The sequence below is a fragment of the Methylobacterium frigidaeris genome (genome assembly GCF_022179185.1).
Lineage (GTDB): Bacteria > Pseudomonadota > Alphaproteobacteria > Rhizobiales > Beijerinckiaceae > Methylobacterium > Methylobacterium frigidaeris.
Map to the genome: position 1 here is coordinate 277,091 of NZ_BPQJ01000003.1, position 26,716 is coordinate 303,806.

Annotated in this window: 24 protein-coding genes and 1 tRNA gene; 21 read left to right on the plus strand and 4 right to left on the minus strand. The window is 71.2% G+C overall.

The features are described from left to right. Nucleotides 1-70 precede the first annotated feature (70 nt). The 4 genes from MFF64_RS04855 (at nt 71) to MFF64_RS04870 (ending at nt 4,934) form a co-directional block, all read left to right on the plus strand. Nucleotides 71-991, plus strand: a complete 921-nt coding sequence (locus tag MFF64_RS04855; RefSeq protein ID WP_099901683.1) for a LysR family transcriptional regulator — start codon at nt 71-73, stop codon at nt 989-991. An 83-nt stretch (nt 992-1,074) separates the two neighbouring features. Beyond that, nucleotides 1,075-3,255, plus strand: coding sequence for a protein-disulfide reductase DsbD family protein (locus tag MFF64_RS04860; protein ID WP_238189833.1), 2,181 nt, complete (start codon nt 1,075-1,077; stop codon nt 3,253-3,255). Nucleotides 3,256-3,346: 91 nt separating this feature from the next. Further along, nucleotides 3,347-4,537 carry an MFS transporter gene (locus tag MFF64_RS04865; protein WP_099904109.1) on the plus strand — a complete coding sequence of 397 codons (1,191 nt, stop codon included), beginning with the start codon at nt 3,347-3,349 and terminating at the stop codon, nt 4,535-4,537. An 85-nt stretch (nt 4,538-4,622) separates the two neighbouring features. Continuing rightward, a complete protein-coding gene (locus MFF64_RS04870) occupies nt 4,623-4,934 on the plus strand; it encodes a four-helix bundle copper-binding protein (RefSeq protein WP_099904113.1) in 312 nt (103 codons plus the stop codon). 36 nt (nt 4,935-4,970) lie between these two features. Here the strand turns inward: MFF64_RS04870 and MFF64_RS04875 are convergent, their stop codons facing one another. Further along, nucleotides 4,971-5,978, minus strand: a complete 1,008-nt coding sequence (locus MFF64_RS04875; protein ID WP_238189836.1) for an SDR family oxidoreductase — start codon at nt 5,976-5,978, stop codon at nt 4,971-4,973. Between the two features lie 176 nt (nt 5,979-6,154). Between MFF64_RS04875 and MFF64_RS04880 the strand changes: the two genes are divergently transcribed. The 5 genes from MFF64_RS04880 (at nt 6,155) to MFF64_RS04900 (ending at nt 11,659) form a co-directional block, all read left to right on the plus strand. After that, nucleotides 6,155-7,096, plus strand: coding sequence for an ABC transporter substrate-binding protein (locus MFF64_RS04880; RefSeq protein ID WP_238189838.1), 942 nt, complete (start codon nt 6,155-6,157; stop codon nt 7,094-7,096). Continuing rightward, on the plus strand, nt 7,093-7,875 hold the full coding sequence (locus MFF64_RS04885; RefSeq protein WP_238189840.1) for an ABC transporter permease: 783 nt from the start codon (nt 7,093-7,095) through the stop codon (nt 7,873-7,875). The genes MFF64_RS04880 and MFF64_RS04885 overlap by 4 nt, the downstream gene beginning before the upstream one ends. After that, nucleotides 7,875-8,669 carry an ABC transporter ATP-binding protein gene (locus MFF64_RS04890; protein WP_099902515.1) on the plus strand — a complete coding sequence of 265 codons (795 nt, stop codon included), beginning with the start codon at nt 7,875-7,877 and terminating at the stop codon, nt 8,667-8,669. Before MFF64_RS04885 ends, MFF64_RS04890 begins: the two co-directional genes overlap by 1 nt. A 711-nt stretch (nt 8,670-9,380) precedes the next feature. After that, nucleotides 9,381-10,394, plus strand: a complete 1,014-nt coding sequence (locus MFF64_RS04895) for a zinc-dependent alcohol dehydrogenase family protein (RefSeq protein WP_238189842.1) — start codon at nt 9,381-9,383, stop codon at nt 10,392-10,394. A gap of 44 nt (nt 10,395-10,438) precedes the next feature. Continuing rightward, a complete protein-coding gene (locus tag MFF64_RS04900) occupies nt 10,439-11,659 on the plus strand; it encodes an NAD(P)/FAD-dependent oxidoreductase (RefSeq protein ID WP_238189845.1) in 1,221 nt (406 codons plus the stop codon). 49 nt (nt 11,660-11,708) lie between these two features. On the opposite strand, the gene MFF64_RS04905 is transcribed toward MFF64_RS04900, so the two are convergent. Further along, nucleotides 11,709-12,002 carry a helix-turn-helix domain-containing protein gene (locus tag MFF64_RS04905; protein ID WP_099905288.1) on the minus strand — a complete coding sequence of 98 codons (294 nt, stop codon included), beginning with the start codon at nt 12,000-12,002 and terminating at the stop codon, nt 11,709-11,711. A 266-nt stretch (nt 12,003-12,268) separates the two neighbouring features. Here MFF64_RS04905 and MFF64_RS04910 point away from each other — a divergent pair, with 266 nt between their 5' ends. The 6 genes from MFF64_RS04910 (at nt 12,269) to MFF64_RS04935 (ending at nt 17,567) form a co-directional block, all read left to right on the plus strand. Continuing rightward, nucleotides 12,269-12,757, plus strand: coding sequence for an META domain-containing protein (locus MFF64_RS04910; RefSeq protein ID WP_099905296.1), 489 nt, complete (start codon nt 12,269-12,271; stop codon nt 12,755-12,757). Between the two features lie 205 nt (nt 12,758-12,962). Then, a complete protein-coding gene (locus MFF64_RS04915; RefSeq protein ID WP_238189847.1) occupies nt 12,963-14,093 on the plus strand; it encodes an ABC transporter substrate-binding protein in 1,131 nt (376 codons plus the stop codon). 216 nt (nt 14,094-14,309) lie between these two features. Continuing rightward, nucleotides 14,310-15,191 carry a branched-chain amino acid ABC transporter permease gene (locus MFF64_RS04920; RefSeq protein WP_099905292.1) on the plus strand — a complete coding sequence of 294 codons (882 nt, stop codon included), beginning with the start codon at nt 14,310-14,312 and terminating at the stop codon, nt 15,189-15,191. A 5-nt stretch (nt 15,192-15,196) separates the two neighbouring features. Beyond that, nucleotides 15,197-16,036: a branched-chain amino acid ABC transporter permease gene (locus tag MFF64_RS04925; protein ID WP_099905294.1), complete on the plus strand. Its 840-nt coding sequence runs from the start codon at nt 15,197-15,199 to the stop codon at nt 16,034-16,036. A gap of 5 nt (nt 16,037-16,041) precedes the next feature. Then, on the plus strand, nt 16,042-16,836 hold the full coding sequence (locus MFF64_RS04930) for an ABC transporter ATP-binding protein (protein WP_238189849.1): 795 nt from the start codon (nt 16,042-16,044) through the stop codon (nt 16,834-16,836). Further along, nucleotides 16,833-17,567, plus strand: coding sequence for an ABC transporter ATP-binding protein (locus tag MFF64_RS04935; protein ID WP_099901206.1), 735 nt, complete (start codon nt 16,833-16,835; stop codon nt 17,565-17,567). Before MFF64_RS04930 ends, MFF64_RS04935 begins: the two co-directional genes overlap by 4 nt. 13 nt (nt 17,568-17,580) lie before the next feature. On the opposite strand, the gene MFF64_RS04940 is transcribed toward MFF64_RS04935, so the two are convergent. Continuing rightward, nucleotides 17,581-19,671 (minus strand): transglycosylase domain-containing protein, encoded by a 2,091-nt coding sequence (locus MFF64_RS04940; RefSeq protein WP_238189851.1) that lies wholly within the window; start codon nt 19,669-19,671, stop codon nt 17,581-17,583. Between the two features lie 341 nt (nt 19,672-20,012). On the opposite strand from MFF64_RS04940, the gene MFF64_RS04945 reads away from it, so the two are divergent. Further along, the gene (locus tag MFF64_RS04945) at nt 20,013-21,293 is read left to right on the plus strand and encodes a hypothetical protein (RefSeq protein ID WP_099906524.1); all 1,281 of its coding nucleotides are present in this window, start codon (nt 20,013-20,015) and stop codon (nt 21,291-21,293) included. A gap of 391 nt (nt 21,294-21,684) precedes the next feature. Next, nucleotides 21,685-23,319, plus strand: coding sequence for an ABC1 kinase family protein (locus MFF64_RS04950; RefSeq protein WP_099906522.1), 1,635 nt, complete (start codon nt 21,685-21,687; stop codon nt 23,317-23,319). Nucleotides 23,320-23,379: 60 nt separating this feature from the next. Here the strand turns inward: MFF64_RS04950 and MFF64_RS04955 are convergent, their stop codons facing one another. After that, a complete protein-coding gene (locus MFF64_RS04955; RefSeq protein WP_093567644.1) occupies nt 23,380-23,577 on the minus strand; it encodes a hypothetical protein in 198 nt (65 codons plus the stop codon). 570 nt (nt 23,578-24,147) lie between these two features. Between MFF64_RS04955 and MFF64_RS04960 the strand changes: the two genes are divergently transcribed. The 4 genes from MFF64_RS04960 to MFF64_RS04975 all read left to right on the plus strand — a co-directional run bounded on the left by MFF64_RS04960 (nt 24,148) and on the right by MFF64_RS04975 (nt 26,462). After that, entirely contained in the window at nt 24,148-24,672 is a 525-nt protein-coding gene (locus tag MFF64_RS04960) for a cupin domain-containing protein (RefSeq protein ID WP_099906520.1), read from the plus strand. 307 nt (nt 24,673-24,979) lie between these two features. After that, the gene (locus MFF64_RS04965; protein ID WP_099906518.1) at nt 24,980-25,324 is read left to right on the plus strand and encodes a hypothetical protein; all 345 of its coding nucleotides are present in this window, start codon (nt 24,980-24,982) and stop codon (nt 25,322-25,324) included. Between the two features lie 90 nt (nt 25,325-25,414). Continuing rightward, nucleotides 25,415-25,504: transfer RNA gene (locus MFF64_RS04970), tRNA-Ser, on the plus strand. A gap of 115 nt (nt 25,505-25,619) precedes the next feature. Beyond that, entirely contained in the window at nt 25,620-26,462 is an 843-nt protein-coding gene (locus MFF64_RS04975; RefSeq protein ID WP_238189853.1) for a hypothetical protein, read from the plus strand. Nucleotides 26,463-26,716: the final 254 nt, after the last annotated feature.

A 26,716-nucleotide genomic window follows, 5' to 3' on the forward strand; every position in this document is an offset into this window, starting at 1 on the left:
GCCACGAAGACCACGGGCGGGTCCGGAACGCCATTAACACTGGCTGCCTCCTGCATTAATTTGAGACTTAATGCTCGGCACCGACGATCTCCGCTTCTTCCTCGCCATCGCCGAGGCGCCTTCCCTCGCCGCCGCGTCGCGAGCCCTCGACGTGTCGCCGCCGGCGGTCACGCAGCGCCTGCGCGCCCTTGAGGAGCGGCTGGGGATGCTCCTCGTCGACCGGGCCGGGCGCCACCTCGCGCTGACCGACGAGGGCGAGCTGATCGCCGAGCGCGGTCGGCAGATCCTCGATTCCCTCGGCGAACTCGACGAGGCGCTGGGCGCCAGGCGCGGGCAGGTGGTCGGGCACCTGCGGATCGTGGCGCCGTTCGGCTTCGGCCGCCGCCACGTCGCCCCCGTCGCGGCGGCGTTCCAGGCGGCGCACCCGCAGGTCGCGATCGACCTCCGGCTCTCCGACCGCCTCGGCAGCGTGCCGGCCGGGACCTTCGACCTCGCGATCCATGTCGGCGAGATCGCGCAGGCGGCGCCCGGCCTGATCGTCCGGCGCCTCGCCCCGAACGACCGGGTGGCCTGCGCCGCGCCGGCCTATCTCGCCGCCCACGGCACGCCCGCAATCCCGGCGGACCTCCGCCTGCACGCCTGCATCGCGCTCCGCGAGAACGACGAGGACGTGACCCTGTGGCGCTTCCGGCGTGACGGGCAGGATGAACGGGTCCGGATCGAGCCGCGGCTGGCCAGTAACGACGGCGAGGTGGTGCGCGGCTGGGCGCTCACCGGGTGCGGCATCATCCTGCGCTCGGAATGGGACGTCGCCGCCGACCTGCGGGCGGGACGGCTGGTCCGGCTGCTGCCGGGCTATGCCCTGCCCGACGCTCCGGTGGTGGCGCTGCTCGGCGCACCCCGCCGCGCCCGGGCCGCCCGCACCGGCCGGTTCCTCGACGTGCTCGCCGCCGCCCTCGACCCGGCCCCGTGGCGCGATCCGACGGCCTGACGGTCACGCCTCGCGCCGTGCCTTCACGCGAACGCGATCCGCCCGGTCTCGCCAGCGCCGCAGAGTCCGGGTAACCCGGGCCCATGCCGCCCCGCCGCCTCGCCCTCCTCCTCGCCCTTCTGGCCTCCTGGCTGACCCTCGGCGCCGCCGAGGCGCAGGTGCCGCGGCCGTCGAAATACGCCGACCTCGTCCGGGCCGAGCTGGTGACCGAGGAGAGCGCCGTCGCGCCGGGCGCCACGCTCACCGCAGGCGTGCGACTCACGATGAAGCCGGGCTGGCACGTCTACTGGCGCAATCCCGGCGATTCCGGCCTGCCGCCGGAGATCGCCTGGACGCTGCCGGCGGGCTTCTCCGCGGGCGGCGTCGCTTGGCCGGCGCCGGAGCGGATCCCGGTCGGCGACCTGATGAATTTCGGCTACGAGGGCGAGGTGCTGCTGACGGTGCCGATCACGGCACCCGAAACCCTCGGGTCCGGGCCCGTCCCGCTCAAGGCCAAGGTCTCCTATCTCGTCTGCGAGCGCGAATGCGTGCCGGGCGAGGCGACCCTGTCGACGAGCCTGCCCGTCGCGCCCGCCGGCACCAGCCCGCGGCCCGATCCGCGCACCGCCGCCCTGTTCGCGCAAGGGCGCGAGCGGCTGCCGGTACCGGCCCCCTGGCCCGTCCGGCTGGTCCAGGACGGCGGCACGCCAGTACTGACGATCGATGCGCCCGGCCTCAAGGCGCGTGACGTCGCGTTCTTCCCCTATGCCGAAACGGCCCTGGAGCACGCCGCCGAGCAGGTCGCGACGAGCGACGCCACCGGCCTGCACCTGCGGCTCCAGCGCAGCAGCCAGACCGCCGCCGATGCGCCGGCGCCCCGGGCGGACGGGGTGCTGACCCTCACGGAAGAGACCGGATCCGGCCCGGTCCGCCGCGCCTACGCGCTCGGCACGGCGATGCCCGCGCCGGCCGCCCTCGCGGCGCCCGTGCCGGCTCCCGCTCCGGCTGCACCGGCGATCGGTCCGGCCGAGGCCGAGGGCCTGTGGCAAGCGGCGTTCCTCGCCTTCCTGGGCGGGCTCCTCCTCAACCTGATGCCCTGCGTCTTCCCGGTCCTGTCGATCAAGGTCCTGAGCCTGGTGCGCCATTCGGGCGAGAGCCCGGGTCGGGTGCGGCTGCACGGCCTCGCCTACGCGGCCGGCGTGCTGGCGGCTTTCGTGAGCCTCGCGGGCCTGCTGATCGCGCTCCGGGCCGGCGGGGCGCAGATCGGCTGGGGCTTCCAGCTGCAATCGCCCCTGGTGGTGGCCGGCCTCGCCTACGGGCTCTTCGCCATGGGCCTCAGCCTGTCGGGGGTCTGGCATCTCGGCGGCCGGGCGGCGTCGCTCGGCGATGGCCTGACGCGGCGGGCCGGGTTGGAGGGCTCTTTCTTCACCGGGGTGCTGGCGACGGTGGTCGCCACCCCCTGCACCGCACCGTTCATGGGCGCGGCGGTCGGCTACGGCCTGACGCAGGGAGCCGTCGTGGCCCTCACGGTCTTCACGGCGCTCGGCCTCGGTCTCGCGCTTCCCTTCGCCCTGCTGGCGGCTTGGCCGGCGCTCCTGCGGCGCCTGCCGCGGCCCGGCGCCTGGATGGAGACCCTGAAGGGTCTCCTCGCCTTCCCGCTCTACCTCACGGTGGCGTGGCTCGTCTGGGTCCTGAGCCAGCAGGTCGGCTCCGCCGGGCTCATGGCCGGCCTCGCCGGCCTGGTGCTGGTGGCGTTCTGCGCCTGGGTGACCGAGCGCGGCCGGATGGCCGGCGCCGGCGCCGTCGCCCGGCGCGGGGCGCAAGGGGCCGCACTCCTCGGCCTCCTCGCCCTGGCCGGGATCCTCGCCGTGCTCGACCGGGACCGCGCCGGGCCGGTGGCGGTCGCGGCCGCGGACGGGATCGAGCCGTTCAGCCAGGCCCGGCTCGACGCGCTGCTCGCCGAGCGCCGGCCGGTCTTCGTCAACATGACGGCGGCCTGGTGCATCACCTGCCAGGTCAACGACCGCGCCACCCTGCGGGCAGCCTCGGTGCGCGCCGCCTTCAAGGCCCACGACGTCGCCCAGCTCAAGGGCGACTGGACCAACCAGAACCCGGAGATCACCCGGGTGCTGGAGGCCAACGGCCGCTCGGGCGTGCCACTCTACCTGCTCTACGACGGGCGCGGCGGCGTGACGGCACTGCCGCAGATCCTCACCGAGGCGACGGTCCGCGACGCCCTCGCGGCGCTGCCGGCCGGGACGGGACCCCGGGCCGGCCTGCCCTGATCCTGCCGCGCTGCAGGTCTGCCATGCGGCCGCAGCCCTGAACCGTCAGCGCCGTCCCGACCTATGCTGCAATGCAGCAGTGAGGACGGCGATGCAGCACACCCTTCACGAAACCGCCGGCGGCGTCGCGACAGGACGGCCTGCCGCCCTGGCGCTGCTGGCGCTGGCAGCGGCCTCCTTCGGCATCGGCACCACCGAGTTCGTCATCATGGGACTTCTCCCCGAGATGGCGTCGGATCTCGGCGTCGGCATCCCGACAGCGGGCCTGCTGGTGTCCGGCTACGCGCTCAGCGTCACCTTCGGCTCGCCTCTGGTGGCGGTGGCACTGGCTCGCCTCGACCGGCGCCGGGCGCTCCTGGTGCTGATCGGCCTGTTCATCCTCGGCAACGCGCTCTGCGCGCTCGCTCCCAATTACCGCCTCCTGATGCTCGCCCGCATCGTCACGGCACTCTGCCACGGCGCCTTCTTCGGCCTCGGCTCGGTGGTAGCGGCCGATCTCGTGCCACCCCACCGCAAGGCCAGCGCCATCGCGATCATGTTCACCGGGCTCACGCTGGCCAACGTGCTGGGCGTGCCCTTCGGTACCGCGCTCGGCCACGCCCTCGGCTGGCGGGCGACGTTCTGGGCCGTGGTCGGCATCGGCCTCGTGGCGGCGGCGGCCCTCCTCGCCTGGCTGCCGCGTCACCTGGCCCAGGAATCCGGCAGCCTGCTCTCCGAGATGCGGGTCCTGCGCCGGACGCAGGTGGTGCTCGCCATGCTGCTCAGCGTCCTCGCCTCGGCGAGCCTGTTCAGCGTCTTCACCTACGTGGCGCCGCTCCTCGCCGCCACCGCCGGCGCGACCCCGTCGGCGATCACCGGCGTTCTGCTGCTGTTCGGCGTCGGGTTGACGGTCGGGAACGTCCTCGGCGGCCGGCTCGGCGATTGGCGGCAGATGCCCTCCGTGATCGGCCTCGCCCTCGCTCTCGTCGTCGTGCTCGTGGCCCTGGTACCGGCGAGTGCCGCGCTGATGCCTGCCACGGCCCTGATCGGCCTGTGGGGCATCCTCGCCTTCGCCCTGGTGGCGCCGCTGCAACTGCGGGTTCTCACCGCGGCCGACGGCGCCCGCAACCTCGCCTCGACGGTGAACCAGGGCGCGTTCAACCTCGGCAACGCGCTCGGCGCCTGGCTCGGCGGCGTGGCGATCACGGCCGGCATTCCTTACGGTCACCTGCCGGTGATCGGGGCGGTGCTGGCGCTCGCGGTGGCCGGGGTGGGAGTGGTGGCGCACCGGCTGGATCGCTGAGGAGAGGACCCGAGCCAGTCGCGGACCGTTGGCCGCGGGCCTTCCTCACGCAAGGAGAGATCCCGTGGCCCACACCTCCCCGGAGATGCAGGACTGCATCGACGCCTGCCTGCGCTGCTACCAGACCTGCCTCGGCATGGCCTCGAACCATTGCCTGCCGGCCGGCGGCAAGCACGTCGAGCCGGAGCACGTCCGCCTGATGCTGGCCTGCGCCGAGATCTGCCGCACCTCGGCGCATCTCATGCTGCTCGGGCTGCCGGAGCACCGGCACACCTGCCGGGCCTGCGCCGAGGTCTGCGAGGCCTGCGCGACGAGCTGCGCGGCGGTCGGCGACATGCAGGACTGCGTCACGGAATGTCGCGCCTGCGCCGCCCATTGCCGCAGCATGGCGGCTTGATCGGGAAGCGCCCGGACGGAGCCGGGCGCCCTTTCCTCACCGTCCGCTCCGCCTCGCCGCCGCCAGCGCGGAGCCCCCGATCAGCCCCGCCGCCGCGAGTATCCCGAGATGCAGCCACATCGGGTCGGCGGCGACGACGCGGTCCTTCGCCCGCGCGTCGAACCGGCCGTGGGCGCCGTGGTCGCGCCGGGCATCGACCGGCTCGAACAGGTTGTCGGGCCGGCCGCTCTCCGCCGCCTGCGCGGTCATCTCGCCCCGGTAGCCGTGGCGGGCGAGGTAGTGATCGCTGAAGGCGGGTGCGGCCTGCGCGCCGAAGATCGCGAGCCAGGACGGGGTACCGATCCAGAGCTCGCGGGGCGCATCGTGGGCGGCGCGCACGATCTCCTCGGCGATCGTCTCGGGCTGGAAGATCGGCGGCACCGGCTCGAGCTTGCGTGGCAGGCGCGAGCGGGCCCAGTCGAATTGCGGCGTGTTCACCGCCGGCAGCTGCACCATGGTGAGCCGGATGCCGCTGCGATGATGCAGCAATTCCGTGCGCAGGCTGTCGACGAAGCCGCGCACCGCCGACTTCGCCGCGCAATAGGCCGCCTGGAGCGGGATCGACCGGTAGGCGAGCGCCGAGCCGACATGCACGATGGTGCCGCGATCCGACGCCTTCATGTGGCGCAGGGCCGCGAGCGTGCCGTGGACCTGGCCGAGATAGGTGACGTCGGTGACGCGCCGGAACTCGTCCGGGGTCGTGTGCGCGACCTCGGCGTAGACCGTCACCATCGCGTTGTTGACCCAGACGTCGATCCCGCCGAACTCCTGCGCGAAGGCGTCGGCGGCGCGATCGACCGCCTTCGGGTCGGCGACGTCGGCGCGGTAGCCGAGCGCCTGCCCGCCGGCCGCACGCACCTCCTCGACCGCCGCCTCGATCCCGGCCCGGCCCCGCGCCACGATCCCGACATTCCAGCCCCGGCGCCCGAAAGCGACCGCGACCGCCCGCCCGACTCCGGCGCTGCCACCGGTCACCACGACGGTGGGGCGTGTTGTTCCGCTCATCCGATTGCTCCCGGTGACATTGCGTCAGCCCCGACAACGCGCCCGGGGCGTTTCGGGTGCAGCGCCGCGCGTCTGAGCGCGGAAGTGCCGGATCCGCGGGCAGGCTGCCCGCTATTATGTCTATACACAAAGGCCCCGTGCCGGTACGACAGGCGAGGCTTGGCAGGGAGGGAACGATGAAGGCGGTTGCCGCAGGGTTGGTCGGGGCGCTCGCGCTGGCGCTGCCGGCGCACGCGCAGGAGACGAAGGTCACGGTCGCCCTGTCGGGCTGGACCGGCTTCGCCCCCCTGACGCTGGCTAAGGAGGCCGGCATCTTCAAGAAGAACGGCCTCGACGTCTCGCTCAAGAAGATCCCGCAGGCGAGCCGCCACCTCGCCATCCGCTCCGGCGACGTGCAATGCGCCGCCACCACGGTCGAGACCTGGGTGGTGTGGAACGCCAACGGCGTGCCGACGAAGCAGATCTTCCAGCTCGACAAGTCCTACGGCGCCGACGGCCTCGCCGTGCGCAACGACGTCGCGTCGATCAAGGACCTGAAGGGCAAGACGGTCGCCGCCTCGGTTCCCGGCACCGCGCCCTATTTCGGCCTCGCCTGGATCCTCAAGGCCAACGGCCTGTCGCTCAAGGACGTGAAGGTCGTCAACCTCGAGCCTGGCCCGGCCGCGCAGGCCTTCATCGCCGGCCAGAACGACGCTGCGATGACCTACGAGCCCTATCTCTCCTCGGTGCGCGCCGCGCCGCAGGCCGGCAAGATCATCGCCACCACCCTCGACTACCCGATGGTGATGGATACCTTCGGCTGCACGCCAGAATTCCTCGACCAGAACCCGAAGGCCGCGAAGGCGCTCGCCGACAGCTACTTCGAGGCGCTGGAGATGATCGCCAAGGACCCGCAGAAGTCCTACGAGATCATGGGTGCCGACGTGAAGCAGACCGGCGAGGCCTTTGGCAACTCCGCGAAGTTCCTGCGCTGGCAGGACCGCGCCGCCAACAAGGCGTTCTTCAACGGCGAGATCCAGAAGTTCTCGGAGCAGGCGGCGGACCTGCTGCTCGAGATCGGGGTGATCCGGCAGAAGCCCGACATCGCCGGGCTCGTCGACGGCCGCTTCGTGCAGTGAGGCACCTTCGTCCGCTGCAGCCGGTCGGCGGCCCGGCGAAGGCCGTCCTGGGGATCGGCTTCTTCGTGCTGTTCGTGGCGGCCTGGGCCGCCGCGACCCTCGGAGGGTTGGTCCCGAAGACCTTCCTGGCCGATCCGATCACGATGGTGCAGGACGGCTGGCTGCTCCTCACCCGGTTCGATTTCCTGTCGGATATCGGCGTCACGGTGTGGCGGGTGGTCGGCGGCTTCCTGCTCGCCTGCCTGGTGGCGGTGCCGCTCGGCGTGATGATGGGCGCCTACAAACCGGTCGAGGCGTTCTTCGAGCCGTTCGTGTCCTTCGCCCGCTACCTGCCGGCCTCGGCCTTCGTGCCGCTTCTGATCCTGTGGGCCGGCATCGGCGAGACGCAGAAGCTCCTCGTCATCTTCATCGGCTCGGTGTTCCAGCTCATCCTGATGATCGCCGTCGCGGTCGGCAACGTCCGGCGCGACCTCGTCGAGGCGGCCTACACCTTGGGCGCCAGCGATACAGGCATCATCCGCCGGGTACTGATCCCGGCGACGGCGCCCGAGATCGCCGAGATCCTGCGCCTCGTGCTCGGCTGGGCCTGGACCTACGTCATCGTCGCCGAGCTGATCGGCTCCTCGTCCGGCATCGGCCACATGATCATCGAGAGCCAGGCCCTGCTCGCCACCGGGCAGATCATCTTCGGCATCATCGTCATCGGGCTGATCGGCCTCGTCTCGGACTTCCTGTTCAAGGCGGCCAACCGGCTCCTGTTTCCCTGGAAGCTCGCCTGATGCGGGACACCATCGAGGTCGCGGTCGAGGGCGTGGCGCGGGTCTTCCCCGGCCATCGCGGCGCCAAGCCCGTGCAGGCCCTCAGCCCCACCGACCTCACCGTCGCCAAGAACGATTTCATCACGATTCTCGGCCCCTCCGGCTGCGGGAAGTCGACGCTGCTGCGCATCGTCGCCGGGCTCGACCGGCCGAGCGCCGGCCGCGTGCTGATCGAGGGGCGCGAGGTTCGCGGGCCCGGCCCCGACCGGGGCATGGTGTTCCAGTCCTACACCCTGTTCCCGTGGCTCACCGTGGCCGAGAATATCGGCTTCGGCCTGCGCGAGCGCGGCGTGCCGGCGGCGCAGCGCCGCGAGATCGTCGCGGCCTATCTCGACAAGGTGGGCCTGCGCGGCTTCGAGGGGCATTACCCCAAGCAGCTCTCCGGCGGCATGCAGCAGCGCACCGCCATCGCCCGGGCGCTCGCCAACGATCCAGCCATCCTGCTCCTCGACGAGCCGTTCGGGGCGCTCGACAACCAGACCCGCGGGCTGATGCAGGAACTCCTGCTCGGCATCTGGGAGCGGGAGCGCAAGACCGTGATCTTCGTCACACACGACATCGAGGAGGCGATCTTCATGGCCTCGCGGGTGATCGTGATGACGGCCCGGCCCGGACGGATCAAGGCCGACGTGCCGGTCGATCTCGGCCATCCGCGCCACTACACGGTGAAGACCAGCCCCGAATTCTCGCGGCTGAAGGCGCAGCTCACCGAGGAGATCCGGGCGGAGGCGGTGCTGGCGGCGCAGGAGCATTGAGGACCAAAACGCCGTCCGCCTCATCGTGGCCCTCAGGCGTCCAGCCGAGACTGCGCGAAATTGCTCCCCGCGTCGCGCAGGCTGTCCCGGCCTTCTATGATGAACGGATCGCTGCCGCGGCGCACAGAGTTTCCCGTGCAGCCTAGCTCCGAGGCTGTTCACCGCGACTGTGCGATCGATCCGCGCTTCGATCTGCGGCGCTGCCGCTGGTATCGAACAGACAGGAAGATGGGCAGCATCATCGCGAGCACGTAGATCATGAGCGCGTAGTCAGCGGGGACATAGCAGACCATGCAAACTGCGATGAGAGCGATCCCAATAAATATTATTTTCAAAGACCGTACTATTGCGATCTGAAGTGTCGGAATGTCAAGAAATAACTCTTCCAAAAAATAATATAAACTTATCATCGCAAATGCCGCGCCAGCGATCCCAGGATCATATTTGAGATATATGAATAATCATGTAAACATCCGATGGATTTTTATCGTCAACTGGCCTTCCTTGAGGTTGGTGAGAAAGTCGGTTCGTCGTGCTCCAGGACGATCCATCGCGCCGTGACGATCATTGCGCTGCCGGTCAGGCGGATGCTGCGCGACAGCCCCAAAATCCACGTCCCCCCGCTCGAATCCCCGGGTCCATGTTCTAACTGCGTCCCCCTCACCCGAACCCCGTCGCCCGCCCCGCGGCGGCGACCGGTCAGGAGGACACATGAAGGCCTTCGTCGTACGTAAGCCCGGCGGCCTCGACCGACTGGAGATCGCCGAGCGGCCCGATCCCGGCGCGCCGGGTCGTGGCGAGATCCGGGTGGCGATCCACGCGACCTCGCTCAATTTCCACGACCTCCTGGTGGCGAGCGGCCGCTCGCCCGCCGAGGACGGCCGCGTGCTGATGTCGGACGGCGCCGGCCTCGTCGAGGCGGTCGGCGAGGGCGTGACCGAGTTCGCCCCCGGCGATGCGGTCGTCTCCTGCTTCTTTCCGCATTGGGCGGACGGGCTGCCGCAGGCGCCGGTCGGCAACTTCGCGCAGGTGCCCGGCGACGGCGTCGACGGCTTCGCCCTCACGTGCGCCGTCCGATCTGCGGGTGCCTTCACCCACGCGCCACGCGGCTGGAGCCATGCCGAGGCCGCCACCATCACCACGGCGGGCCTCACGGCATGGCGGGCGCTCGTCGGCGATGGCGGTCTCAAGGCCGGCGACATGGTGCTGGCGCTCGGCACCGGCGGAGTCTCCATCGCGGCCTTGCAGATCGCGAAGGCGATGGGCGCGGCGGTGATCGTTACCTCCTCCTCCGAGGAGAAGCTCGAGCGGGTGCGGGCGCTCGGCGCCGACCACACCGTCAATTACCGCACTCATTCCGATTGGGGCCGGCAGGTGCGCGACTGGACCGGGGGCATCGGCGTCGACCACGTCGTCGAGGTCGGCGGGCCCGGCACCCTGGCGCAATCGATCGAGGCGGTCCGCGTCGGCGGCCACATCGCGCTGATCGGCGTGCTCACCGGTCGGGCCGGCGAGGTGCCGACCTCGGCGCTGATGGCCAAGCAGGCCCGCCTCCAGGGTTTGATCGTCGGCAGCCGGCGCCAGCAGCAGGATTACGTCGCGGCCCTGGACCGGACCGGGATCCGCCCGGTGATCGATCGGACTTACGCCTTCGCCGAGCTGCCCGAGGCGTTCCGCCACCAGGAGAGCGGGGGCCATTTCGGCAAGCTCTGCGTCGCCTGGTAGGCGCCCGCTCGACGGCGTCGCTTCTTCCGGGCTATGTCCTGCCGATGAACGGAATCGTGGTGGTCGGTACCGGCCAGGCCGGCTTTCAGCTCGGGGCTTCCCTACGGGAGAGCGGCTATGCCGGACCGGTGACCCTCGTCGGCGAGGAGCCCGGCCTGCCCTATGGCCGGCCGCCGCTGTCGAAGGCCTACATGCTCGGCAAGACCGATGCGGCGGGTCTCGCCCTGCGGCCGGAGGCGTACTTCGCCGAGCATCGGCTGACCGTGCGCGGGGGCGAGCGGGCGGTCGCGATCGACCGGGCGGCCCACCGCCTCCACCTCGCCTCGGGGGAGGCGCTGGCCTACGACCACCTCGTCCTGGCGACCGGCTCGCGCAACCGCCCGCTGCCGGTGCCCGGCGCCGACTTGGCCGGAATTCACCAGCTGCGGACATTGGCCGAGGCCGACGGCCTGAAGGCGGCGCTCGCCGAGGCGCGCTCGGTCGCGGTGGTGGGGGCGGGGTTCATCGGGCTCGAATTCGCGGCGATCTGCGCCCAGAAGGGCCTGCCCGTCACGGTGATCGAGGGGCTGGAGCGGCCCCTCGCCCGCTCGGTCTCCGCCGGTATGGCCGCCCGGATCGAGGCCTCCCACGCGAGGGCCGGGACGCGGTTCCTGTTCGGCAGCGCCGTCTCCGGCATCGTCGGGACGGACCGCGCCCGGGCCGTGGCCCTCGCGGACGGGCGCGAGGTCGCGGCCGACCTCGTCCTCGTCGGCATCGGCGTGCTGCCGAACGACGATCTCGCCCTGTCAGCGGGGTTGCGGGTCGAGAACGGGATCGCGGTCGACGCGATGCTCGCCACCGAGGATCCGGCGATCTCGGCGATCGGCGATTGCACCAGCGTCCCCTCGCCCCACGCCGCGGGCGCGCGAGTGCGGATCGAATCGGTGCAGAACGCCGTCGATGGCGCCCGCTGCGTCGCGGCCCGCCTCACCGGCCGGCCTTCGGCGTTCACGGCGGTGCCGTGGTTCTGGAGCGACCAGGGCCCGCTCAAGCTGCAGATCGCCGGCCTATGCCAGCCGCACGACCGCGCCGTGTCCCGGGGCGATCCGGAATCCGGCGCCGTCTCGGTGTTCTGCTACCGCGGGGAACGCCTCGCCGGGGTCGAATCCCTCAACCGCCCGGCCGACCATATGATCGCCCGGCGGCTGCTCCAGTCGGGCCGGAGCCCGACGCCCGATGAGGCCCAGGATCCTGGCTTCGACCTCAAGGCACTGGCTCTGGGTTGACGACGGCGGCGCCGGGCGATCCTTCGGTCGGAGGTCCCGGGCCGGCCTGTCAGCGATCGTTCTCGGTGGTGAGCTCGCTCGGATGGATGCCCTTGTCCGGCGCGTCGTCCGGGCGCAAGCGGGCATCCGGATAGGCGCCGTCAGTCAGCTCCACTCCCGCCGCGACGAGGGCGCCGCGGATCGCGCCGCGTTGCTCGGGGGATGGTGGATAGCGGCCCGCCTCGAACTGGCGGATGCTCTCCGCGTCGACGTTGGCGCGCAGGGCCAGCTCGTCCTCCGACCAGCCCAGCAGGTCCCGCGCCCGGCGCAGCTGCGCCGCCGTGATGTCGTCTGCGCCGTTCACTGAAACCCGTCCCCTGTACGTCTCGTGCCTCGTCCGCGCCGCCCGCTGACGCGGCGACGCCCTGGCTAACGGCGGGGCTCCGCTTTCGTTGCCACACCGACAAGCTTTCGCGAGTCCTGCCACATTACGGCCAAGCTTGCCGCATAATTGCAACAGTCGTCGGCAAGATGCCGCCACGGGGCATCCGCGCCGGCAGCCAGGGTTGCGGGCGCGGGGTGCCCTCTCTACGGTTCGCCACCAACACGACAAGTCAAATGGGGAATGCGATGAAGGCGATGCAGGTTGCGCTGGCCGCCGGTGCCGTCGCGCTGTTGGCGTCGGCCACGCAGGCTTCGGCGCAGAACATGATGGGCTACGGCCAGAAGAACCGGGACAAGGCCAACGCGCCGCAATACATCCCGCCGATGAAGGCGCAGGAGAAGATCTTCCCGCTCGATTCGACCTGGACGGCGGTGAGCCTCAACGGCAAGCCTTTCGCCGGGGCCGAGCGGCCGAGCTTCATCATCGACAAGCAGTACCGCGCCCGCGGCTTCGGCGGCTGCAACACCTTCGCGGCGACCGCCTTCCCGCTCAAGGAGCAGCACCTCGCGGTCGGTCCGCTGGCGCTGACCAAGCGCAGCTGCGACAAGGCGGTCGGCGCCTCCGAGATGCAGTTCCTCACCGCGCTCCGCACCTCGGGCCAGTGGGACCTCGTCGGCTCGCAGCTCGTGATCAAGAGCCAGGCCGGCGAGCTGCGCTTCGACCGCGCACTCTGAAAATCATCCTTTCGCAGCATGTCAGGACGGCTCCGCCCACCGGCGGGGCCGTTCGCGCATGAACTCGCTGCCGGAATCGATTTACCTCCCCGCTCCAGTGCTTTAAGGCGCTGTCTCGTCCAGCGCGACGGTCCGGGTTTCGTCCTCGCGCCGGCACGCGGCCCAACGAGAACGGCGGATGCGAGGAGGAACCGGGATGCGGTCGATGTCGAGGAGAGTGCTGCTCGCGGCGGCACTGCTGGGGAGCAGCCTGGCCGGCGCGCAGGCGCAGGACAAGGCGCCGGTGAAACTCGGCGCGATCGAGATCCTGACCGGGCCGAACAGCCGCTACGGAATCGCGATCCAGCGCGGCTTCGACCTCGCGCTCGCCGACATCAACAAGGCCGGCGGCGTGCTCGGCGGCCGTCCGCTGGCCATCGCCTACGAGGATTCGGCCGGCGCCAAGGAGCAGGCGCTCAACGCCGCCCGCAAGCTCATCGGCCGCGACAAGGTCCCGCTGATCCTCGGCCCCACCCTGTCGAACGAGATGTTCGCCGCCGGCCCCGTCGCCAACGAGCGCAAGGTGCCGATCGTCGGCACCTCGACGACGGCGAACGGCATCACGGCGATCGGCCCCTACGTCTTCCGAACCTCGCTGCCGGAGGCCGACGTCATCCCGGTCACACTCAAGACGGCCAAGGACAAGTTCGGCATCAAGCGCGTCGCCGTGATGTACGGCAACGACGACGCCTTCACCAAGTCGGCCTACGACGTGATGAAGACCTCGCTGGAGAAGCTCGGCATCGAGACCCTGACGACCGAGACCTTCGGCTCGAAGGATTCGGACTTCTCGGCCCAGCTCACCAAGATCAAGGCGCTGAACCCCGACGCGATCGTGCTGTCGGCGCTGGTCGAGGCGGCCTCCGGCATCGAGCTGCAGGCGCGCCAGCTCGGCATCCCCGAGAAGGTGTTCTTCATCGGCGGCAACGGCCTGAACTCGCCCAAGCTCGGCGACATCGCCGGCAAGGCGGCGGACGGCACCCTCGTCGGCAGCCCGTGGTTCATCGGCAAGCCGGACGCCGCCAACCAGGCCTTCGTCAACGCCTTCAAGGACAAGTACGGCGGCGACCTGCCCGACCAGTTCGCGGCCCAGGCCTACGACACCCTGTTCATCGTCGCCAAGGCGATCGACGCGGCCGGCGCCCCGGATTCCGAGAAGATCAAGGACGCGCTCATCAAGGTGAAGCACACCGGCGTGATGGGCCCGTTCTCCTTCTCGGACAGCCGCGACCCGGCGGACACGTCCGGCGTGGTGGTGCTGGTGATGAAGGGCGGCAAGTTCCAGCTGCTGCAGTAAGCGGGCGCCGTTCGAAGACGCCCCGAGTCAAAGCGCGGTTCCCCTCTGCCATGTGGGAGAGGGGAACCGCGCTTCACCTTTCGGTGCTGTGCTGCGTCTCCGATCACCACCGATTGACCCGCCGCGCGATATCGGCCACGTCGCGCCATCGTCATCCTGTTCGGCCCTGAGGCCGGGCCGCAGCGGGCGCCGGGCGCCCACCGAAATTCCAACCTCATGCTTGAGCAGCAGCTCGTCAACGGCGTCGTGCTCGGCGCGACCTACGCCCTCTTCGCCATCGGCTTCACGCTGATGTTCGGCGTGATGGGCGTCATCAATCTCACCTACGGGGTTTACTTCGCCCTCGGGGCCTTCGCGGCGCTCTGGAGCACGCAAGGCTTGGGCCTGCCGATCTGGGCCGCGCTGCCGGTCGGCGCGCTGATCGCCGGGCTGATCGCGGTCCTCCTCGACACGCTGCTCCTCACCCGCCTGCGCAAGGCGAAGGCGCCCGAGCTCGCCTCGCTGATGGTGACGCTCGGCGCGACGCTCTTCCTCTATGCCGGCATGGCGGCGGCGCTCGGCACCGAGATCCGGCGCTTCCCGGCCGAGGTGTTCTCGGGCGGCGCCTACAGCCTCGGCGACGTGCGGGTCGGCACGACCCAGATCCTGATCCTCGCCGCCGCGATCGTCCTGATGCTGGCGCTGCTGGCGCTGGTGCGCGGCTCGCGGATCGGGCTCGCCATCCGGGCGGTGGCCGAGAACCCCGACGCCGCGGCCCTGATGGGCATCAACGGCGCCCTGATGCTGCGGGTGGTGTCGTTCCTGTCCGGCGCCATCGGGGGCGCGGCGGGCGTGCTCGTCGGGCTCAACTTCAACGCCATCCAGCCCTTCATGGGCGAGCACATGATGCTGCGCGGCTTCGCGGTCATCATCGTGGGCGGGCTCGGCGACCTGCGCGGCGCCCTTCTCGCCGGCCTGCTCCTCGGTCTCGCTGAGGTGCTCACCGCCGCCTACCTCTCCTCGACCCTCAAGGACATGATCGCCTTCGCGCTCCTCGTCGCCACCCTGTGGTTCCGTCCGCTCGGCCTGTTCGGCCGCGCCGCCGCCAAGCGGGCCTGACTGCCATGTGGGAAGCCCTCGACGACTTCTACTGGACCTACCAGAGCCTGATCCATGGGATCGGGGTGAACGGCATCCTGGCCCTGTCGGTCTACGTGGTGCTGGCGGTGGGCCAGCTCTCGCTCGGCCAAGCCGCCTTCATGGGCGTCGGCGCCTATACGGGCGCCCTGCTCTCGGTGAAGTTCGGCGCGCCCTTCGCCGTGTCGATGGTCGCCGCCGCCCTGGTGCCGGCCGTGCTGGCGCTCATCGTCGGCGGGCCGACGCTGCGGCTCACCGGCGTCTACCTCGCCATCGCGACGATCGGGCTCGGCGAGATCACCCGCATCGTCTTCCTCAACTGGGACTATGCCGGCGGCGCGCTCGGCCTCTCCAACATCCCGGAGCGCGGCGGCGTGCCGGCGATCTACGGCACGCTGGCGGTGCTGCTCGTCGGCCTCACCCTCGTGGCGCGCTCCCGCGTCGGCCGCGCCATGGAGGCGATGCGCGAGGACGAGGCCGCGGCCGGCGTGATGGGCGTGAACCTGCCGCGCTACCGGCTCGTCGCCCTGGTCGTCTCCTCGGCCATGGCCGGGGTCGCCGGCTGCCTCTCGGCCCACGTCTCCTCGTTCATCGGCCCCAACGAGTACGGCTTCGAGGCGGCGGTCACGATCCTGAGCTACGCGCTCCTCGGCGGCATCGGCTCGCCGCTGGCGCCGGTTCTCGGCTCGACCATCCTGACCCTGCTGCCGGAGGTGCTGCGCCCGCTCGCCGACTTCCGCCTGATGGTGAACGGCCTGATCATCGTGCTCGCCGTCCTCTTCATGCCGCGGGGCATCCTGCCCTGGCGCATCGCCCGCACGGGCTGACGGCCATGGCACTGCTGACTGTCCAGGGCCTCACCCGCCGCTTCCAGGGTCTCGTCGCGGTCGACTCGGTCGACTTCACGGTCCAGCCCGGCACCGTCCACGGGCTGATCGGCCCGAACGGCGCCGGCAAGACCACTCTGTTCAACCTCGTCTCCGGGGTGCTGGCCCCCAGCGCCGGCAGCGTGCGCCTCGGCGACCAGCCCCTCGACGGGCTGCCGCCGTACCGCCGCACGGCGCTGGGACTGGCCCGCACGTTCCAGAACATCCGCATCTTCTCCGAGATGACGGTGCTCGAGAACGTGATGACCGGCCTGCACACGCGCCTGTCCTCGACCTGGGGCATCCTCCTGCGCGGTCCGGGCTTCCGGGCCGAGGAGCGCCAGGCCAAGGCCAAGGCGCGCGATCTCCTGGCCTTCGTGGGCCTGCTGGACGCCGCCGATACCCGCGCCGGCGACCTGCCCTACGGGGACCAGCGCCGGCTCGAGATCGCCCGGGCGCTCGCCTGCGAGCCGCGGCTCGTGCTGCTCGACGAGCCCGCCGCCGGCATGAACCCGGCCGAGACCCACGCCCTCCTCGGCCTCCTGCGCCGCCTGCGCGACGAGCGCGGCCTGACCCTGCTGCTCGTCGAGCACGACATGCCCCTGGTGATGAGCCTGTGCGACCGGCTGACGGTCCTGAATTTCGGTCGCCGCATCGCCGACGGCACGCCCGCGGAGGTGCGCGCCCACCCGGCGGTGATCGAGGCCTATCTTGGCACCGGCAGCCATGAGGTCAGCGTGAGCCGGGGAGCCGTGTCGTGAGCGAGCGAGGTTCCGCCGAGCTTTTGACCGTCGAGGGACTTCGTCTCGGCTACGGCCGGGCCGACGTGGTCCACGGCATCGGCCTCTCGGTGCGGCGCGGCACCATCGTGTCGCTGATCGGCTCGAACGGCGCCGGCAAGACCACGATCCTGCGCAGCCTCTCGGGCCTGATGAAGCCCCGGGCGGGCAAGGTGCTGTTCGGCGACGACGCCCCGGTCGACATCGCCGGCGAGGCGGCGCACCGCATCGCGCGGCGGGGCATCGTACAGGTGCCGGAGGGCCGCCAGGTCTTCGCCAACATGACGGTGGCCGAGAACCTCCGGCTCGGCGCCTACCACGTGCCGGGGACGGAGGCCGCGCGGCGGCAAGCGGCGGTCGAAGCACGGTTTCCGCGGCTGGCCGAGCGTCTGCGCCAGCAGGCGGGCTACCTCTCGGGCGGCGAGCAGCAGATGCTGGCGATGGGCCGTGCGCTCATGGCGGAGCCGGTGCTGCTCCTCCTCGACGAACCCTCGATGGGCCTCGCGCCCCTCATCGTCGAGGAGATCTTCTCGATCATCGCGTCGCTTCGGGCGGAGGGCCGGACCATCCTGCTCGTCGAGCAGAATGCCAGCGCGGCGCTTGCCATCGCCGATTACGCCTACGTGCTGGAGACCGGCCGGATCCGCCTCCAGGGCCAAGCGGCGGAGATCGCCCGCAACCCGGAGGTGACGGCGGCGTATCTCGGGGTGTGAGGGCCGCAGGCCCTCACTGCCACAGACCGGCCTTCCGCCCCTTCGCGCTCGCCTCCGCCGCTTGCAGCTCCGGCGGAGCCCCCGGCGCGGCCCGCCCGGCACCGTTGAACAGCACCACCTCGGACAAATCCTGGTCGCCGGCACGGCAGCGGTAGAGATCCGCGCTTCCGGCCGGCTGACACGTCACCTCGCGCCGGCGCAGGTACTGGCGGAACTCGCGGGCGAGCGCGCCGCCCTGACCCTCGACGCCAGCGAGGCGCACGCTCTGCCCGTCGAGGCGCAGGCGGCCGGTATCGATCACCCGCGGCACGCCGCGCAAGGTCGGGGTCGCGGTCGGGCGCTCGCCGGGATTCTGCCAGGCCGGACGGGAGGCGCCGCGGGCCGTGCTGCCGGTCTCGCGGGCGGCCTCGCGCGCCTCGGCGACCTGCGGCGCCGGGCGGACCTTCGCTACCTGCGCCGCCAGGTCCTGGAACAGCGCCTCAGGCCCGTCGCCAGCCCCGTTGTCGGCCGCCGTGCCGGAGAGGTAGGTGCCGACCAGGAGGTCGCCGACCGGGCCGACGAACAGCCCGTCCCGGCTCGCTGGATCGTCGGCAGCCTCCGGCGGGCGGGCGAGGTCGGCGAGCAGCGTGAGGAGCGCCGTGCGCCGCTCCGCCGTCGGCATCGGTGCGGCGACGAGCCGGTCGTAGACCGGGCGCCCGTCGCGCCCGAGATGGCGGAGGCTGGCAGCGGCGGCGCGGCGGGCCTCCGGCGTGTGGCTGAGCGGTGCGCCGCCGGCGACGACGGCATGCACGCTGCCATCGGGGCCGAGGACCAGGAGGCCGGACCGGGTGCCCCCGCGGCCGGCGGCGTCGAGGCGGCGCTCGACCGCCGTCTCGGCCATGGCCTGAAGGTCGCGGTCGAGGGTGGTGCGCAAAACCGCCTCGCGCGGCGGCTCAGGACCGAGACGGGCGCCCGCCTCGGCCAGGGCGAGGTCGGGAAAGCCGCTGCGGGTCACCGGCGTGGTGCCGACGGGACCGAGACCATCGAGAGCCCGCCCAGCCTCCCCGGCCTCGCCGGCGGTGAGCTTGCCGCGCATCATCATGCCGTCGAGCACCGCGTGGCCGAGCGCCCGGATCTCCGTCACATCCCGGTCGGGCTGCATGTCGGGGGAGAGGGTCAGGCCGGCGAGATAGGCCGCCTCGGCTGGGCCGAGGGACGCGGCGTTCTTGTCGAACAGGGTTCTGGCCGCCGCGTCGATCCCGGTGAGGCCGGGGCCGAAGCGGGCGAGGTCGAGGCCCCGGGCGAGAATTTGCGCGTCGCTCTCCCGCGCGGAGAGCCACAGGACCAGCATCGCCTCGCGCACCCGGTCGGCGAGGCTGCGCGGCTGGCCAGGCACGGCTCCGATGAGGTCGCGGCGGACCAGGCGCTGGGTCAGGCGAGGGCCGCCGGACCGGGGTCCGTCGCTGATCGTATCGCGGAAGGCACGGCCGATCACGGCGGCGATCCCCGTCGCATCGAGCCGATACCCGTCCTCGAACCACGGATCCTGCGCGGCCAGGAAGGCTTGAACCATGGCTGGGGACACCGATTGCAGAGGAAGCGTCCGCCCCCGAGCGACGCCGCGGCGGGCAATCGGCGTGCCGTCCTCCGCCTGTACCGTGAGGGTGCGGGGCGAAGGGAGATTCCCGTTCAGGGGCGGCAGCGTCGCGGCGCACCAGACGAGGAAGAGAGCCGCGAGGCCGAAGCCGCTCAAAGCCGCGAGCAGCAGGCCGCGGCCCCAGGGCAGCGCCCCGGCCCGCCGGGCCGCGCCGACGGCGCGGGATGCGAGGGGATGCGCGCCGACGCGCTCGGCCGCTCCCTGCCAGGCCGGCGCGACCCTGCGCAGGGGCCCGGCGGCAGCCGCGAGCACCGGCTGGAGATGGCCCGCGGCGGCGCTCCCGGTCCGGGCGGCGCCGGTGCGGAGCTGCGCCAATCCCCCGGCGAGCAAGCCCCCGGAGAGCAAGCCAGCGGAGAGCCCGCCACGGGCGACGGAGACGCGGGAGGCAGCGGGGGCCTCCGGATTCTCCGGCGGCGGCTGCGGCGGGCTGGAGAGATCGAGCCAATCCCGCCCGGGCTGCGTCGTCATCGGCTCCGCCACCATCCTGCGCGCTCAACCTCCGTCTCGACGCCGACGCTCCCCACACCCTGAAGCGGGACGCGAAACGGCTACGGTCCCCAGCAACGTTGGCTCTGCGGAAACAGTTCCGCACCGGGCTACCCGCGAAGGGCCTCGAGCCAGGGTGCGACGCAGTCCGCCCGGCGTGGCGCTACATGGCGGCAAGTCTTCACCCGAAAGCTCGGCTATTGGATAACACGATACGTCAGACGACATACGACTAACCCGGAACGATATTTTGAAGTCGGCGTTTTGAAGCATCTTCGCAGCGCCGTCGCACCCAATCCCGGCGCGCAGGGAGGCGATTGACCATGAACAGATTGACAGTTGGACTGGCCGCGCTGCTGCTCAGCACTTCGGCCTACGCGCAGAATGCCGGAAGCCCGGCGGCCGGCGGCGCGCCGGGTCGCGGTGGCGAGATGAGCCAGTCCGGTCCTAAGACCGGGCAAGGCGGTGGCCAGATGGGCGGCCAGCAGGCCCGTGGCGAGATGGGCAAGGGTGAGACCGGCAAGGCGGAGATGGGCCAGGCCCGTGCCGAGCCGGGCCGTCAAGGTGCTGGCCGCGAGGGCGCGAACCAGAACGGCATGGCGGACCGCCAGGACGGGACCCGCGACCGCGCCGAGACCGGCCGCGCCGGCGAGCGCGGGGCCGACCGCGACGCGCGCCGGGCGATGGACGAGCGCCGGGACGGTGACCGCCAGATGAATCACCGCGACGACCGGGCCGACCGCTTCGACCGTCGCGAGGGTCGAACCAGCGTCCGCAGCGAGGCGCGCGAGGATCGCATCACCACGGTTGGCGGCCGCCGTTACGTCACGATCGCGGGCCAGCGGGTGATCTACGGCTCGCCCGAGTACCGCCGCCTCGTCGTGGTCGAGCAGCGCGAGCAGCGCGGCGTCCGTGCGGGCCGGGTCGAGTACGTGACGATCCAGGGCCGCCGGGTGCGGGTCGGCTCGCCCGAGTATCGTCGTCTCGTCATCCGCGAGAAGAGCGGGCCGCGCCGCTACGTCGTGGTGCGTGGCCAGCGTGTCCTTTACGGTTCGCCGGAATACCGGCGCCTGGTTGTGACCGAGCGCGGCGGTGCCGACCGCTACGTCACGATCTCGGGCCGGCGCGTTCTCGTCGGCTCGCCCGAGTACCGCCGCCTGTCGGTCAGCGAGCGCGGCAGCGTCACCGGCAGCGTCCGCGGCCGCGAGGACGTGCGCAGCGAGCGCCGCGAGGATCGCCTGAGCCGGAGCGAGCAGCGCCGCGACGGCACCATGGACCGCGAGCGCAACCGCGACCTGTCGCGGGGCGAAACGAAGACCGACGGCAAGGACCGGCGCGAGATGGGCGAGCGCGGCAGCGTCCGGCCCGATCAGGCGGCGGGCAACCAGCCCGGCCGCAACGGCGGCGAGCGCGGCATGAACGACCGGCAGGCGGGTGACCGTCAGATGGGCGGCCGCGGCAACGGCCCGGAGACCACCGGGAGCACCCAGCGCGGTGGCGGCGCCGGCGGCCAGCCGAACAACGCCCGGCCGATGCCGGAGGGGGGCGCCAAGTCCGGCCAGCCCGGCGGCGGCGCGGGCGCGGGCGCGGGCGGCCGGATGTAATCGGGCGCCGAATCGTCGGACAGTGAGAGAGGCCGGTCCCGGGGGCGCCCGGGGCCGGCCTTCGCACGTGCAGCCGGAGTCGCGCGTACGGCAAGAGCAAGAGTTGCGGCAATGAAGCGCCGGCCCCCCGATGCGATTGTGCTGACCCGGGTCATGCGCTACCGCCGAAAGGGCCCGCGCCCGCCGCCCCAGTCCCGCCCGGTTGACACCGCATGGAGGCGGTCGAGCGCGCCGCGTAGGAGCGGGACGTGTTCGGGAGGATCAGGATGCCGATGCGCGCGCCCACCCCCATCGTCGGCCCGGGCGGCCCTTCCGCCCGCGTCGCCTCGCCTGGCCGGCCTGCCCCGGCCGGCGCCCCCATCCATGCCAGCCGAGCAGATTCGACGCGCAGATGCTGAAAACCGCCATCGTCGCGGCGCGGGACCGCCAGCGCCTCCAGGAAATCGCCGGCATCCTGATCGGCTTCGGGGTCAACAAGGTCGTCGACCGGCTCGGCCTGCGGGCGATCCCGCGCCTCGCCTGGCGCAGCGCGCCTGCCGTCGATCTCACCCGCCTGTCGCAGCCCGAGCGCCTGCGCCGGGCGATCGAGGCCCTGGGTCCGACCTTCGTCAAGCTCGGCCAGGTGCTGGCGAGCCGCGCCGATCTGCTGGCGCCGCAATGGACGGAAGAGCTCGGCAAGCTGCACGACAAGGTCGCGCCGCTGCCCTGGGACGTGATCCGGCCCCAGCTCGAAGCCGATCTCGGCGCCCCGCCGACCGAGATCTTCTCGGAGTTCGACACCGATCCGATCGCCTCGGCCTCGATCGCCCAGGTCTATCGTGCCCGGCTCGAGACCGGCGAGGAGGTGATCGTCAAGGTCCGGCGCCCGGGGCTCCAGAAGATCATCGAGGCGGACTTGCGGCTCCTGTCGCACGCCTCGCGCATCGTCGAGACCGAGTGGCCAGAGATGGCCCGCTACCGGCCGACCGAGCAGATGCGCCACATCGCCAACGGCCTGCGCGAGGAACTGGACCTCGCCAACGAGGGCCGCAACTGCGAGATGCTGGCGGCCCTGTTCGCCGACCGCGACGACGTGGTCTTCCCGAAGGTCTTCTGGGAATACACCTCCGAGCGGGTGCTGGTGCAGGAATTCGTCCACGGCATCCCGCCGACGGACACCAAGCGCCTGGAGGAAGCAGGGCTCGACCGCAAGGTCCTGGCGCAGCGCGGGGTGGATGCCTTCCTGCAGATGGCGCTGATTGAGGGGCTGTTCCACGCCGATCCGCATCCCGGCAACCTCCTGGCGATGTCCGGCAACCGGATCGCCTTCATCGATTTCGGCATCGTCGGCAGGCTGTCGCAGCGGCGGCGCTCGCAGCTTCTCGTTCTCATCGGCGCGATGCTGCAGGAGGATGCCGACGGGCTGATGGCGGTGCTGCTCGACTGGACCGGCGCCAGCAACCCGGACCTGACCCGGCTCGAGGCGGCCTCGCAGGCCTTCGTCACCCGCCACAACGGCGCGACGCTCAATCTCGGCCTCGTGCTGACCGACTTCATGACCATGGCGCGCGAGAACGACCTCGCGATGCCGACCGACCTCGCGATCCTGTTCAAGGGCCTGGTCACGGCCGACGGCGTGATGCGCCAGCTCGACCCCGCCTTCGACCTGTTCGCCGCGGCGGGACCGACGGTGACCCGCCACATGCGGGCACAATTCTCGGTCAAGGACCTGAAGGGCCGGTTCCAGGGCCTGGCGACCGGCCTCTACGGCGCGGCCTCCGAGCTGCCGACGCTGATCCACCTGATGCTGGTGCGGCTCAAGCAGGGCCGCGTCACGGTGGAGATCGAGCTGAAGGGCATGGACAAGCTCACCCGCGGCATCGAGCGCGCCGCCGCCCGGGTCGCGGTCGGCCTCGTGGTGGCGGCCTTCGCCACCCAACTCGCGCCGCGGCTGATGGAGCACGGCACCCCGGCCTTCGCGACCATCGGCATCCTGGTGCTGACGATCGGAATCGGCTGGATCCTGCTCCTCGCCCGCAACCGCTAGACACGGGAAGGGGCCGCCCCGGAAGGACGGCCCCTGCCCTGCTGGATCGTTTCGCCTCGCTCAGGCGTCGAGACGCCGGCTGCGCCGGCGGGCGTGCAGGTCCTGCGCCGCCCGGGTGGCGTGCCGCGGGCTGCGGAAGACCCGTCCCTCCAGGGTGTGGAAGTCCGGATGGGCGGAGAAGAAGCGGAAGCCGTCGGTCTCGGGAACGACGATCCCGGCGGAGGTCTCGCCGACCTCGACGATGCGGGCGGGCTGCATGGGCGTATGTCTCCGGTCGCGGCCGCCGCTCGGGGCGCCACGAAAATCCTGTCTTGGGGAACTGTGCAAGAGTCGGGCCGGCCTCAGCGGCCCGGGCGGACGGCGCGCATCGGGTCGCGGCGGCCGCCGCGGCGACACGAGTCGCGGGAAGCCGGAACGGGGCGACCGGCGAAGGGCATGCGGCAGAGCAGCATCGCTGTGTATCTCCGGGTTGTCCCACCGGCGCATCGCGGGCGCCGGGGTGCTTTAGCGTTTGGTCTCGCGGCGCAATCGCCTCAAATCACCGCGGCGGCGGGGCCTGTGATCGACCCCGCATGCCTGGACACGATCGGCCGGACGGGTGCCGAAGTCAACGAGAATGTTCTTTTTATGGAACAGTTTGAAAGACAAGAAGCTTCCCTCGCAGGCCATTGCCGCAGGAAGATCGGTACGCCACCACTCGTTTCGGCGCCTTCGCCTCGCACGCAACGGATGTTCGTTCTTTAAAACAAACGACAGGGAGGGTGGCCGGCCTGGTGTGCCGTCGCTGCGTGGCGCAGGATACGGGCCTGAACCACTCGGAGAGCGTCGATGTCGGACGAGCCTCAAGACCATGCCCATCCCCACGATCATGCCCATGACGTCCCGCCCCATGACGTCCCGCGCTGGAAGCACGACGGCGTGCGGGTGATCACGGGCGACAAGCTCGACCCGAATACCGCCCAGACGCCCGGGATGTTCCGCCAGGCGGCGATCAACCACGCCCGGGTCGGGGCGCAGAAGATCTGGGCCGGCACCGTGGCGATCGAGCCCGACGCCAAGACCGGGGTGCACCATCACGGGGCGCTCGAGAGCGTGATCTACGTGGTGCGCGGCCGCGCCCGGATGCGCTGGGGCGAGCGACTCGAATTCGTCGCCGAGGCGGGCCCGGGCGACTTCATCTACGTGCCACCTTACGTGCCGCACCAGGAGATCAATGCCTCGCCGGACGAGGCACTGGAATGCGTGCTGGTGCGCTCCGACAACGAGGCGGTGGTGGTCAACCTCACCGAGATCGAGCCGGTGGAGCGGCCGGAAGCGGTGTACTGGGTCGACCCGATCCACAAGCACCCGTGACCGCCGCACCCGCGCAAGGGCGGGACAACGCGGGAGAGTAATGACGGTTCCATCCCGGCGATTTCGAACACCCCACAGTCTCCTGCGGACGGATGTCGCAGGTTTCGGTTCCGTCGCGCACCCGCTTCATTGCGCCGAGAGCGGATCGGTGGGGCCAGCAGCCGGATCCGGCTGCCGGCGGGACAGTGGCGCCGGCGCATCAGGTCTCAGGACGACTTGGAGGCCTGTGATTTCCCGGTGGTGCTTAACCTCCTGTTAAGCACGCCGCGCCACCCTCAGGGTAATTCCAGATCATCCCGAGGATCCCATGCCCGCGCCGCAGGCCCGCCTGCCCTTTTCCGACGACTGCCCGGTCTCCCTCGATGTGCTCGGCACGCTCTATCGCGGCGATTCCGAAATGGTGGAAACGGTCCTCTCCGACATCCCGCCGGCGACTCGTGCCCGCCTCGCGACCTACCTGTATGGCAAGAGCCACCTTCACGCTCTCGGCCTGCGCGTCGCCTCTGCCTGCACCGAGACCGACCTGGTGCGGGTGGCCGGGACGGCCGGGGCAGTGCTGTTCGCCCAGTCCCGCGCCGCGCCCCGCGCACCCGAGACCCGCCATCCCGGCCAGCGCCGAATCAGCCTCGCGGGCAGCCGCTCCGTCGCCTGACGGCGAAGTTGCGGTTTCTCGCCGATCCCCGCTTGTGGTCCGGCGAGAACCCGTGCTAATGCCCCGCCTGCGCTGGCGACGGCGCGCCGCGGAGAGGTGGCAGAGCGGTTGAATGCACCGCACTCGAAATGCGGCATGGGCGCAAGTCCATCGGGGGTTCGAATCCCTCCCTCTCCGCCAGTCCATCGGCTGGCAAGTTTTTGAAATCCCTCACAATTTGACGGTTCGCGTTGCTCTGCCTCAGGGTTAGTGTGCATCGTCCTGCGCTACGCTTTGTGTAACGCGGCGCAGCGGGATGGCGGACTACCTGACCAATCGGGATGGCATCTGGTACCTCGTGCGGCGCGTGCCGGACACGGTGGCGGCGCTCGATCGGCGCGTGATCGTGCGCCAGACCACGAAGGTCCGCGTCGCCGACGATCCCCGGGGAGCAAAGGCGCGGCGGGTGGTCGACGCGCTCAATGCCGAGCTGGAGACCTATTGGCGCGGCCTGCTCGCCGGCCAGTCGCAGGATGCGCAGGAGCGCTACGATGCGGCGCGCCGACGGGCCCGCGGCTTCGGCTTCGACTACCGCCTGGCCTCGACCCTCGCCGAACTGCCCGACGACGAACTGCTGGCGCGCATCCGCACGATCATCGCCCAGCCGCGCTCCGCCGAGGCCGCTGCCGTGACGGCCGTGCTCGGGGGCGAGGCGCCGGCCCCCTTGCGGCTCTCGACGCTGTTTGCCGAGTTCGAGCGCCTGTCGGCCGCCGCCAACCGCGACCTCTCCCCGGACCAGCAGCGCAAGTGGCGCAACCCGAAGCTGCGGGCGATCGCCAACCTCGTCGACGTGACCGGCGACCGGCCGCTCGAGGAGGTGACCCGGGCCCACGCCCTCGATTGTCGCGACTGGTGGCAGAAGAGGGTGCTGGCAGAGGGGATCGAGATCGCCACCACCAACAAGGATTTCGGCCACCTCAACCCGATGTTCAAGGCAGTCGAGCGGGCGCACCGGCTCGGCCTCGGGCCGGTCTTCGGCGAGATGCGGATCGGCGGCGAGGTGCAGGGCCAGCGCACCGCCTTCCCGGCCGCCTGGGTGCAGGACAAAGCCGTTACCGACCCCTCTCGGGCATATGAGCTTGCATCCCGCGCCTGCTAGAGCGTCGCCCGATCATGCTGGCACGTAGCGGTCATCTTGGTACCCGGCTGCATTGAGGTAGTTGCGGCGCTCGTGCGGGCTGGAAGCGGCGGAGCGGCAGTCGCAGGCCGCACCGGCTCGCACGCTGGCGTCGCGGCGGTGACCATGGGGGCTGGATCCGATCGGCGCGATCCGTCGCGTCCGTGAGGGTTGCAAGCAATACGTGCCGGGAGTTGCGAACGCCCCACCGCCTCGCGCGTTTAATCCCCAACGGT

What these genes read in the sequence shown, in the direction of transcription:
- MFF64_RS04855 (WP_099901683.1), top strand. Translation starts at nt 71, where the DNA reads ATGCTCGGCACCGACGATCTCCGCTTCTTCCTCGCCATCGCCGAGGCG.
- MFF64_RS04860 (WP_238189833.1), top strand. Translation starts at nt 1,075, where the DNA reads ATGCCGCCCCGCCGCCTCGCCCTCCTCCTCGCCCTTCTGGCCTCCTGG.
- MFF64_RS04865 (WP_099904109.1), top strand. Translation starts at nt 3,347, where the DNA reads ATGCAGCACACCCTTCACGAAACCGCCGGCGGCGTCGCGACAGGACGG.
- MFF64_RS04870 (WP_099904113.1), top strand. Translation starts at nt 4,623, where the DNA reads ATGCAGGACTGCATCGACGCCTGCCTGCGCTGCTACCAGACCTGCCTC.
- MFF64_RS04875 (WP_238189836.1), bottom strand. Translation starts at nt 5,978, where the DNA reads ATGAGCGGAACAACACGCCCCACCGTCGTGGTGACCGGTGGCAGCGCC.
- MFF64_RS04880 (WP_238189838.1), top strand. Translation starts at nt 6,155, where the DNA reads ATGAAGGCGGTTGCCGCAGGGTTGGTCGGGGCGCTCGCGCTGGCGCTG.
- MFF64_RS04890 (WP_099902515.1), top strand. Translation starts at nt 7,875, where the DNA reads ATGCGGGACACCATCGAGGTCGCGGTCGAGGGCGTGGCGCGGGTCTTC.
- MFF64_RS04895 (WP_238189842.1), top strand. Translation starts at nt 9,381, where the DNA reads ATGAAGGCCTTCGTCGTACGTAAGCCCGGCGGCCTCGACCGACTGGAG.
- MFF64_RS04900 (WP_238189845.1), top strand. Translation starts at nt 10,439, where the DNA reads ATGAACGGAATCGTGGTGGTCGGTACCGGCCAGGCCGGCTTTCAGCTC.
- MFF64_RS04910 (WP_099905296.1), top strand. Translation starts at nt 12,269, where the DNA reads ATGAAGGCGATGCAGGTTGCGCTGGCCGCCGGTGCCGTCGCGCTGTTG.
- MFF64_RS04915 (WP_238189847.1), top strand. Translation starts at nt 12,963, where the DNA reads ATGTCGAGGAGAGTGCTGCTCGCGGCGGCACTGCTGGGGAGCAGCCTG.
- MFF64_RS04920 (WP_099905292.1), top strand. Translation starts at nt 14,310, where the DNA reads ATGCTTGAGCAGCAGCTCGTCAACGGCGTCGTGCTCGGCGCGACCTAC.
- MFF64_RS04925 (WP_099905294.1), top strand. Translation starts at nt 15,197, where the DNA reads ATGTGGGAAGCCCTCGACGACTTCTACTGGACCTACCAGAGCCTGATC.
- MFF64_RS04930 (WP_238189849.1), top strand. Translation starts at nt 16,042, where the DNA reads ATGGCACTGCTGACTGTCCAGGGCCTCACCCGCCGCTTCCAGGGTCTC.
- MFF64_RS04940 (WP_238189851.1), bottom strand. Translation starts at nt 19,671, where the DNA reads ATGACGACGCAGCCCGGGCGGGATTGGCTCGATCTCTCCAGCCCGCCG.
- MFF64_RS04945 (WP_099906524.1), top strand. Translation starts at nt 20,013, where the DNA reads ATGAACAGATTGACAGTTGGACTGGCCGCGCTGCTGCTCAGCACTTCG.
- MFF64_RS04950 (WP_099906522.1), top strand. Translation starts at nt 21,685, where the DNA reads ATGCTGAAAACCGCCATCGTCGCGGCGCGGGACCGCCAGCGCCTCCAG.
- MFF64_RS04955 (WP_093567644.1), bottom strand. Translation starts at nt 23,577, where the DNA reads ATGCAGCCCGCCCGCATCGTCGAGGTCGGCGAGACCTCCGCCGGGATC.
- MFF64_RS04960 (WP_099906520.1), top strand. Translation starts at nt 24,148, where the DNA reads ATGTCGGACGAGCCTCAAGACCATGCCCATCCCCACGATCATGCCCAT.
- MFF64_RS04965 (WP_099906518.1), top strand. Translation starts at nt 24,980, where the DNA reads ATGCCCGCGCCGCAGGCCCGCCTGCCCTTTTCCGACGACTGCCCGGTC.
- MFF64_RS04975 (WP_238189853.1), top strand. Translation starts at nt 25,620, where the DNA reads ATGGCGGACTACCTGACCAATCGGGATGGCATCTGGTACCTCGTGCGG.